The following is a 9,517-nucleotide window of genomic DNA, read 5'->3' as shown; positions in this document are numbered from 1 at the left end:
TACCATTGCGTAGCAGGATCAAACCAAATGGCAATATTTCCGCGACTCATGAGTGCTCGGTTATATGCGGGCCAATTGGTTGTGCGGTAGATTTTCTGTGTAGGCTTCTTCATTTGAAAATTATATCGCTGAAAAAGCCGTTACAGATAGGTTTGTGCAACAAAGCCCTTAGTTGAAAAAAACTTTTAGATTTCATGCTCACACACCACCTAAAACAAAAAAATATCTGATTGATTTTACAGGCTTTTAATTTAAGGTTTTATTCTACCCACTCGCAATATCAACGTTTAGTATCACGACTCACTAACTCATTAACTAAATATGGAGCAGTACGACTATCTTGATTTTCTGTTATTTGTTTTGGTGTTCCTGCCACAACAATATTCCCACCAGCATTTCCAGCACCTGGTCCCACATCAATCACCCAATCTGCTTGTGCAACGGCACGCATATCATGCTCAATCATAACCACGGTATTACCCGCATCGACTAATCGCTGCAATTGAACTAACAATCGATCTACATCTGATGGATGCAAACCTGTAGTTGGCTCATCAAGTATATACAGTGTATTTCCACGCTGATTGCGTTGCAGCTCGGTCGCCAATTTAATACGTTGCGCTTCTCCACCAGATAGTTCAGTCGCTGGTTGCCCTAAACGTAAATAACCAAGGCCAATTTCCTTTAATAATTGTAGTGAACGAGCAATCGAGACCTCTCCATCAAAAAAATCACGTGCTTCATTGACGGTCATTCCTAATACTTCAGCAATATTACGTCCATTCCAGCGAATTTTCAGAGTGTCATCATTATATCGAGCACCATGACATGTCGGACAAGGGGCATATACACTTGGCATAAACAATAATTCTACACTGACAAAGCCTTCACCTTCACAAGTTTCACATCGCCCTTTAGCCACATTAAACGAAAAACGTCCAGCATCATAATGAGCTTGGCGAGCTTCAGGAGTCCCAGCAAATAACTTTCTAACATGATCAAATAAACCCGTATAAGTTGCCAGATTAGAACGTGGAGTACGGCCAATTGGTTTTTGATCAACCTGTACCAGACGCTGTATAGCCTCCACATCACCAGCCAGAGAACCCTGTGTAACCTCGGTAACCAACATTCCTTCATTTAAAGGATTATTTTCATTATTGTTTTCAGTTTCAGATTCATTGCCTAAATATGAAAGTACTAACTCGGGTAAAGCTTGAGAAACGAGACTAGATTTACCTGAACCTGAAATACCTGTAACTGCTGTAAGTACACCAAGAGGTATACGAGCATCAATATTATGCAGGTTATGTCGGTAAATATTGTTAAGTTCAAGCCAACCAGAGGGTGTACGTCCATAACTTTGAGTAACTGGGATTTTATTAAATAAATAACTTGCAGTACGTGAAGCTGAAATCTCACTTAAACCCTGAGGTACTCCACTATATAAAATATTACCACCTTGCTCTCCTGCATCTGGTCCAACATCCACTAACCATTGAGCACGACGCATGAGCTCTAAATCATGCTCTACAACAAATACGGAGTTTCCAGCGTCTCTTAATTTATCGAGAGAATCATATAATGACTGACTATCTGAAGGATGTAATCCAGCAGACGGTTCATCCAGTACATAAACTACACCAAATAGCATAGAACTTAATTGTGTTGCTAAACGCAAACGTTGTAACTCTCCCGCTGAAAGAGTCGGTGTGGCTCTATCTAATGTTAGATAACCAAGACCTAACTGGCGTAATTGATTTAAACGCCCCACCACACCATTTGCTAAACGCTGCGCAGCAATTTTCTTTTCATCTGAAAGTGCTGACGTACGTCTTACATCTGGAGATACAGAATGCACTGCTCTACCTGTTGTTGCTCGTTCGGATCTATCAAGTTGGGTTACTTTATTATTAGTCTTTTCTCCAGCATCATGAGCGTCGAAATTGCCAAGAACAATGGGCTCAAGCAGGCAAGTTAACTTATCCAAAGAAAGTTGCATAAACTCACCAATATCTACTCCAGCAAAGGTAATAGATAAGGCTTCTGGTTTAAGGCGTTTACCATGACAGGAAGGGCATATTTTTCCTTCCATAAAACGTGAAACACGTTTTTTCATCAACGTACTTTGGGTATTAGCAAAAGTATGAAGGACATAGCGACGAGCACCAGTGAAAGTGCCCATATAGCTGGGTTCTAGTTTACGTTTAAGTGCAGATTGAGTCTCAGCGGGGCTTAAACCAGCATAGACAGGAACTGTTGGGGTTTCTTCAGTAAATAAAATCCAGTCTCTATCCGATTGCGGTAAATCTTTCCATGGTCGATCGACATCATACCCTAGGGTTACTAGGATATCGCGTAAGTTTTGCCCGTGCCAAGCAGGTGGCCATGATGCGATAGCTCTCTCACGAATACTGAGTGTTGGGTCAGGAACCATTGTCGATTCTGTAACTTCATAAATGTGACCTAAACCATGACAGGTAGGACAAGCACCTTGAGGAGTGTTCGGTGAAAAGTCCTCGGCATATAACATTGGCTGATCGGCAGGATATGCACCAGCACGCGAATAAATCATTCGCACGAGACTTGATAAAGTTGTTACACTTCCAACAGAAGAACGGGTATTACTTGCACCACGTTGTTGTTGCAATGCTACTGCTGGTGGTAGACCATCAATAGCATCAACATCTGGTACTCCGGCCTGATCTATTAAGCGTCTTGCATAAGGTGCAACAGATTCGAAATATCTTCTTTGTGCTTCAGCAAAAATAGTTCCAAAAGCAAGTGATGATTTTCCTGAACCCGATACACCTGAGAAAACAACAAGTGCATTTCTTGGGATAGAAACATCTACATCCTTAAGGTTATGCTCACGTGCACCTCGAACTTCAATACAATTATTAGATAAAGTAATGTTATTGTGTTCACCAAAAGCATGTATTTTCATGTTTCTACGAGCCTGTAAATTATTTTGTGTAAGTCTCATTTTTTATAAATGATCTTTTAATCGATCATCGAACTGAATCGTAAACCAATTCATTGCTAAACGCCAATTTTGAATTGGCATGGTCCATTTTTTAGCAGCATTTGAAGTTGCTAAATAAATGACCTTTTTCACTGAATCATCAGAAGAGAAGATCTTTCTCTTTTTAGTTGAATGGCGGATCACGCTATTCAATGATTCAATTGCATTTGTTGTATAAATCGCATGACGTATTTCAGCAGGATAGCTAAAGATCGTTCGGATATTTTCCCAATTTGCCCGCCAGGATTCTCCAATTTTTGAATACTGGTGATTCCATTGATCGCAGAAGATATCTAGGGGCTTTAAAGCATTTTCCTCTGTACTTGCCTGATAGATCGCCTTCAATCCTGCTGTTACAGCTTTGTAGTCCTTCCAGCTCACAAATCTCAGGCTATTGCGTACAACATGTACGATACACAGCTGGATATCAGTATGAGGGTAGACAGAGGCTATCGCATCAGGAAAGCCTTTTAGTCCTGAGAAGCGCTGCTTCGCAAGGCAGGCTACAAGAATATCTTGCACTCCTCGATTTTTAAGCTCTGTCATGACTGACAGCCAGAATTTGGAACCTTCTGTTTGAGCAAGCCACATGCCAAGAAGTTCTTTTTGGCCATCCAGGTTAATGCCTAATGCTAAATAAACTGATTTATTGATTACTGTTGAATGCTGACGAACCTTAACAACAATGCAATCTAAATAGACAACAGGATAAAGACTATCGAGTGTTCTATTTTGCCATTCTGTCACTTGTTCAATGACAGCATCCGTCACCTTACTAATAAGGGAGGCAGATACATCGGCATCGTACATTTCTTTAAAAAAGCAACAATTTCTCTATTTGTCATTCCTTTCGCATATAGCGAAAGAATTTGATCATCCATGCTAGTAATGCGTGTTTGATGCTTCTTAATAATCTGTGGTTCAAAAGAGCCATCACGATCACGAGGGATATCTAAAGCAAGCTGCCCATCTTGTGTTAGAACTGTTTTGGAGCTAAAACCATTACGTGCATTAGATCCTTTCTTAGGTTGATGCTTTTCATAGCCTAAATGTTCAGAAAGCTCAGTATTCAGAGCGGTTTCGATCATGAACTTTTTAAATATGGCTGTCATTTGGTTTAAATCTTCAGGAGTTTTTAAACCTTTAGCTAATTCAGCTGCCATACTTTTGATTGTAGCTTCATCCATGTGAAGTACCTCTTTTTATTATCCTCAGTAGGATAAATGAAAATTAAGTACTTACACAAAATTTAGAACAGTCCCACAACTCATTTTGTTGAACTATATCTGTACAACAACTCTACCTCGAATTTTTCCATCTAAAATTTCATTTGAAATATTTAAAGCATCTGTTAACTGAATTTCAGTCGTTACTGTTTCTAATTTTGTTTGATCTAATTCTGTAGCCAAACGTTCCCATGCTTCTTTTCTTAATTCGATTGGTGCCATCACGCTATCAATTCCATATAAGGTAATCCCTCTTAGAATAAATGGAGCAACTGTTGCTGGAAAATCCATTCCGCCTGCCAAACCACACGCAGCAACTGCACCACGATATTTTGTACTAGCACATGCATTGGCTAAAGTATGGCTTCCAACAGTATCAATTACGCCAGCCCAAACTTCTTTGTTTAATGGCTTTCCTGGGGAAGATAATTCAATACGATCAATAATTTCACTCGCCCCTAGATAGGTTAAATATTCTGACTCTTGAGGTCGACCAGTCGAAGCTGTAATCTCATAACCAAGATGATTCAAAATAAGGCACTGTTGCAAATAGGCTGACATGATAAGCTAAATATCTTATTTATTTCGAGATACAGCAGATGAATCCCTTCCACGGTCGGCACTTTCAAGGTGAAATCATTCTTTGGGCTGTTCGTTGGTATTGTAAATATGGCATCAGCTATCGTGAACTTCAAGAAATGCTCGCTGAACGGGGTGTGAATGTTGATCACAGTACAATTTATCGTTGGGTTCAGCGTTATGCTCCAGAAATGGAAAAACGGTTACGCTGGTATTGGCGTAATCCTACAGATTTACATTCATGGCATATGGATGAGACTTATATCAAAGTGAAGGGGCGATGGACTTACCTGTATCGTGCAGTTGATCAACGGGGTCATACGATTGACTTTTACCTTTCCGCTAGACGGAACAGTAAATCAGCCTATTGTTTTTTAGGAAAGATCTTCAATACGGTGAAAAAATGGCAAATTCCACGGGTCATCAATACAGATAAAGCAGCGACCTATGGCCATGCTTTATCACGATTAAAGCGAGAAGGAAAATGTCCAGTAGATATTGAGCACAGGCAGATTAAGTATAAAAATAATGTCATTGAATGTGATCATGGTAAGTTAAAGCGAATCATCAGGGCCACATTAGGATTCAAATCTATGAAGACTGCTTATGCCACAATTAAAGGTATTGAAGTCATGCGTGCACTACGTAAAGGACAAGCATCGTCATTTTATTATGGTCAGCCTCAGGGTGAAGTGTGTCTAATCAACAGGGTTTTCGGTCTCTAAGCACTTTTTAAAGGGAACATCATCGACTCAAATCACTATTTGCAACAGTGCCGTTTAAATTCATGATCACCAAAATTTTCTAGGATAAGAGCATTCATCATCTTATTCATAGTTATTCCTTATTCTTAACTGGGGGATGATATGCACAGTACCAAAATAAATTAATCCAATAAATGATATTTATAGGATTTAATAATTCCTAAATAATGAATAATAAATATCATCCGCTCACTAAAAATATTCTAGTACAGTCTGTAAAGGCAGTTTAATCTAAACTGTCGGTAGTATTTTCAAGGCTTGAAACGTTCAAAATATCTACAAAGTGGCTAAAATTTGAAACATAATTCTAAAAGGTCACAGCATCACAAAGAACATGAGCCAAAATAAAAAAATGGGAGCTGAAAGTCCCATTCTTTGTGACTTTAGCATCAGCTCTACGATGTTAATTTAAAAAAAAACTAAAAACAGGGATAGAAAATTTTCGCTAAAGGTCTTTTTGATTTTCGATTTATAAAAAATATTGCTTTTTTTATACTATGGGGTACTATAGTATTAATGCTAGCAAGTAAGGAGGTCTGATGCCTAATCAGGTTGAAGACAAAAAAAAGATTCTTCTACGCGTCAGAAAGATCAAAGGTCAGACGCAAGCGATTGAAAAAGCGTTAGAAGACAATGTGGAATGTGGTGCAATTCTGCAACAAATATGCTCTGTGCGTGGTGCTATTAATGGTTTAATGAATGAAATGTTGGAGGTTCATTTAAAGGACACTTTAGTATCAGGTGAAACTACAGAACAACAACGAAAAGAAGAATTGGCTGAAATCGCCAAGATTCTAAAATCATATTTAAAATAGATCTGTATAAGGAATTATTCCATGAAGTCACGTGCTGCTGTTGCGTTTGGTCCTGGTCAACCTCTTCAAATTGTTGAAGTTGATGTTGCACCACCGAAGAAAGGTGAAGTATTAATCAAGATCTCCCATACCGGTGTGTGTCATACAGACGCATTTACTTTATCTGGCGATGATCCTGAAGGTGTTTTTCCTGCTATTCTCGGGCATGAAGGTGCTGGTGTTGTAGTTGAGGTTGGTGAAGGCGTGACTAGCGTCAAACCAGGTGATCACGTAATTCCACTTTACACTGCTGAATGTGGCGAGTGCGTATTCTGTAAATCTGGAAAATCGAACTTGTGTATTTCCGTTCGCGAAACTCAAGGTAGAGGTGTAATGCCAGATGGTACCACTCGTTTTTCCTACAATGGTCAACCGATTTATCACTATATGGGCTGCTCAACGTTCAGTGAATACACTGTAGTGGCAGAAGTATCATTGGCTAAAATCAATCCTGAAGCCAATCACGAACATGTCTGCTTACTGGGTTGTGGTGTCACAACGGGTATCGGTGCAGTACACAACACGGCTAAAGTACAAGAAGGTGATAGTGTTGCGGTCTTTGGTTTAGGTGGTATTGGTCTGGCAGTCGTACAAGCCGCACGTCAAGCTAAAGCAGGGCGTATTATTGTAGTTGACATGAATCCAGATAAATTTGCGCTGGCAAAAGAGTTTGGTGCAACGGACTTCTTGAACCCTAAAGACTACGACAAACCAATCCAGCAAGTCATTGTCGAAATGACTGGCTGGGGTGTAGATCATTCATTTGAATGTATTGGTAACGTGAATGTAATGCGTGCAGCCCTTGAAAGTGCACACCGTGGCTGGGGACAATCCGTAATTATTGGTGTAGCTGGCGCAGGTCAGGAAATCTCTACCCGTCCATTCCAGCTTGTTACTGGTCGTAAATGGCTAGGTTCTGCCTTTGGTGGCGTAAAAGGTCGTACGCAACTTCCAGGAATGGTTGAAGATGCCATGAACGGTAAAATTCAATTAGAACCATTTGTGACACATACGATGGGCTTGGATCAGATCAATGAAGCCTTTGATCTAATGCATGAAGGTAAGTCAATTCGTACTGTAATTCATTACGAATAATTCCGTCAGACCTTATACTTTTCCATGCATGTGCATCATGAATGACATGCATGGAATTCTCCAAAACGGCACATCATCTGTAAAACAGATCTATCTGTGTAGGCATCGTGTATAGGTTCAATCAACCTGCCTACATTTTAAATCTTTATCACTATTCTCTGTGGAGAATGTCGGACTCTTTGTTTACTCGATTTCTCATGAAGTCTTGCTCAACATAGGTAATTGATTATGGAAATAATTGAGAAACATGCTTCTTTTGGTGGATCGCAAGAAGTGTATCGCCATCAGTCAATAGCATTAAACTGTTCAATGAAATTCTCAATATATCTGCCACCTCATGACAAAGATGAGCGGTTGCCAGTTTTATATTGGTTATCAGGACTGACTTGCAACGAACAGAACTTTATTACTAAAGCCGGAGCACAAAAGTATGCGGCTGAACATAAAGTCATTATTGTTGCACCAGATACCAGCCCACGTGGAGAAGATGTACCAGATCATGCAGATTATGATTTAGGCCAAGGTGCAGGATTCTATGTGAATGCAACACAAGCACCTTGGTCACAGCATTTCAAAATGTATGATTATATTGTGGAAGAGCTCAGAAATCTGATTGACCTAAATTTTCCGACCAATCAAGTCCAAAGTATTATGGGTCATAGCATGGGTGGTCATGGTGCATTAGTAATTGGGTTAAAAAATCCTGAGCTGTATAAAAGTATTTCTGCTTTTGCACCGATTGTTGCACCTAGCCAAGTACCTTGGGGGAAAAAGGCTTTCACACATTACCTAGGTGAAACCGAAACTTTATGGAAAAGCTATGATGCGATTGAATTAATCAAAAACGCTGAAGTTCATATACCTATTTTAGTCGATCAGGGAACAGCTGATGATTTTCTTGAAGAACAGTTAAGGCCTAAGCTTCTTAGTGATATGTGTTTGGAACAAGAATATCCTCTTACACTTAACCTAAGAGAAGGGTATGACCATAGCTATTACTTCATTGCGAGCTTTATAGAGAAACATATAGAGTTTCACAGCAAACTCCTAGCTAAATAACTTTGATAGATATGAGGATGTACATGTTGTTCTTGAATGCTTCTTGAGCAATATAATTTTCAGATGAAGAGGTCAGCTTATAAATCTAAGGTAGAGTCAATTGATCCTTATATAACTAAGATTGAATTTAACCATCTCATATCTTAATTTTTTGATTCAAATGTTAATGATATTAACTTGAATAAATTCATAGCATTATGTCGGAATAAAAAAACAGATTTTGGCTCAGCTATGGGATTTTTTTTTAACTTTTATACAACAAAACTTTCTGACATGCATACATTAGCAATGTCAGAATCAGTTTTAATTCTAGTCAATTGTGGAGTTTTAGTCATGCTTAAAACAGCTTTATATGTCCGCCTTGAAGCTAAACCGGGTAAAGAAGACGAAGTGGAAGCTTTCCTTAAAGCCGGTTTACATATTGTAATGGAAGAACCTGCGACAGTTGCGTGGTTTGGCCTACGTCTTGGACCTACAACATTTGGTATATTTGATGCATTTCCTGATGAGGCGGGTCGCCAAGCACATCTATCTGGCAAGGTTGCAGCTGCTTTGATGGCTCAGGCCGATGAGCTATTTTCAGAGCCACCGTCTATTGAAAAAGTAGATGTTTTGGCGAGTAAACTACCAGCTTAAACCGACGCTTAAATGTATGAGTGTGCTGCCTGAAATTTGGCACTGTTGCAAATAGTGATTTGAGTCGATGATGTTCCCTTTAAAAAGTGCTTAGAGACCGAAAACCCTGTTGATTAGACACACTTCACCCTGAGGCTGACCATAATAAAATGACGATGCTTGTCCTTTACGTAGTGCACGCATGACTTCAATACCTTTAATTGTGGCATAAGCCGTCTTCATAGATTTGAATCCTAATGTGGCCCTGATGATCCGCTTTAGCTTGCCATGATCACATTC

Annotated in this window: 7 protein-coding genes and 3 pseudogenes; 5 read left to right on the top strand and 5 right to left on the bottom strand. The window is 39.5% G+C overall.

From position 1 onward, the window contains the following. From F955_RS16650 to F955_RS15540, 4 genes and pseudogenes are all read right to left on the bottom strand, one after another. Nucleotides 1–113, bottom strand: a pseudogene (locus F955_RS16650) (IS5/IS1182 family transposase); the annotation flags it as partial. Nucleotides 114–280: 167 nt separating this feature from the next. Next, nucleotides 281–2,947 carry an excinuclease ABC subunit UvrA gene (locus F955_RS15555; RefSeq protein ID WP_004897274.1) on the bottom strand — a complete coding sequence of 889 codons (2,667 nt, stop codon included), beginning with the start codon at nucleotides 2,945–2,947 and terminating at the stop codon, nucleotides 281–283. A 42-nt stretch (nucleotides 2,948–2,989) separates the two neighbouring features. After that, nucleotides 2,990–4,212: pseudogene (locus F955_RS15550) on the bottom strand (IS256 family transposase). A 93-nt stretch (nucleotides 4,213–4,305) separates the two neighbouring features. Next, nucleotides 4,306–4,788: pseudogene (locus F955_RS15540) on the bottom strand (zinc-binding dehydrogenase); the annotation flags it as partial. A gap of 62 nt (nucleotides 4,789–4,850) precedes the next feature. On the opposite strand from F955_RS15540, the gene F955_RS15535 reads away from it, so the two are divergent. The 5 genes from F955_RS15535 (at nucleotide 4,851) to F955_RS15515 (ending at nucleotide 9,238) form a co-directional block, all read left to right on the top strand. Continuing rightward, nucleotides 4,851–5,555: an IS6-like element IS1008 family transposase gene (locus tag F955_RS15535; RefSeq protein ID WP_004897270.1), complete on the top strand. Its 705-nt coding sequence runs from the start codon at nucleotides 4,851–4,853 to the stop codon at nucleotides 5,553–5,555. A 578-nt stretch (nucleotides 5,556–6,133) separates the two neighbouring features. Next, nucleotides 6,134–6,409: a metal/formaldehyde-sensitive transcriptional repressor gene (locus F955_RS15530; protein ID WP_001133624.1), complete on the top strand. Its 276-nt coding sequence runs from the start codon at nucleotides 6,134–6,136 to the stop codon at nucleotides 6,407–6,409. A gap of 21 nt (nucleotides 6,410–6,430) precedes the next feature. Then, a complete protein-coding gene (locus tag F955_RS15525) occupies nucleotides 6,431–7,543 on the top strand; it encodes an S-(hydroxymethyl)glutathione dehydrogenase/class III alcohol dehydrogenase (RefSeq protein WP_004897268.1) in 1,113 nt (370 codons plus the stop codon). A gap of 228 nt (nucleotides 7,544–7,771) precedes the next feature. Then, nucleotides 7,772–8,602, top strand: a complete 831-nt coding sequence (gene fghA, locus F955_RS15520; protein WP_004897267.1) for an S-formylglutathione hydrolase — start codon at nucleotides 7,772–7,774, stop codon at nucleotides 8,600–8,602. Between the two features lie 333 nt (nucleotides 8,603–8,935). Next, entirely contained in the window at nucleotides 8,936–9,238 is a 303-nt protein-coding gene (locus F955_RS15515; RefSeq protein WP_004897265.1) for a putative quinol monooxygenase, read from the top strand. Between the two features lie 90 nt (nucleotides 9,239–9,328). Here the strand turns inward: F955_RS15515 and F955_RS15510 are convergent. Continuing rightward, on the bottom strand, nucleotides 9,329–9,517 hold a 189-nt coding region (locus F955_RS15510; protein WP_004897263.1), incomplete at its 5' end, for a DDE-type integrase/transposase/recombinase.

The sequence above is a fragment of the Acinetobacter schindleri CIP 107287 genome (assembly GCF_000368625.1).
Lineage (GTDB): Bacteria > Pseudomonadota > Gammaproteobacteria > Pseudomonadales > Moraxellaceae > Acinetobacter > Acinetobacter schindleri.
The sequence above is the reverse complement of the archived record's forward strand: the minus strand, read 5'-3'. Positions and strand labels throughout refer to the sequence as shown.

What these genes read in the sequence shown, in the direction of transcription:
- F955_RS15555 (WP_004897274.1), bottom strand. Translation starts at nt 2,947, where the DNA reads ATGAAAATACATGCTTTTGGTGAACACAATAACATTACTTTATCTAAT.
- F955_RS15535 (WP_004897270.1), top strand. Translation starts at nt 4,851, where the DNA reads ATGAATCCCTTCCACGGTCGGCACTTTCAAGGTGAAATCATTCTTTGG.
- F955_RS15530 (WP_001133624.1), top strand. Translation starts at nt 6,134, where the DNA reads ATGCCTAATCAGGTTGAAGACAAAAAAAAGATTCTTCTACGCGTCAGA.
- F955_RS15525 (WP_004897268.1), top strand. Translation starts at nt 6,431, where the DNA reads ATGAAGTCACGTGCTGCTGTTGCGTTTGGTCCTGGTCAACCTCTTCAA.
- fghA (WP_004897267.1), top strand. Translation starts at nt 7,772, where the DNA reads ATGGAAATAATTGAGAAACATGCTTCTTTTGGTGGATCGCAAGAAGTG.
- F955_RS15515 (WP_004897265.1), top strand. Translation starts at nt 8,936, where the DNA reads ATGCTTAAAACAGCTTTATATGTCCGCCTTGAAGCTAAACCGGGTAAA.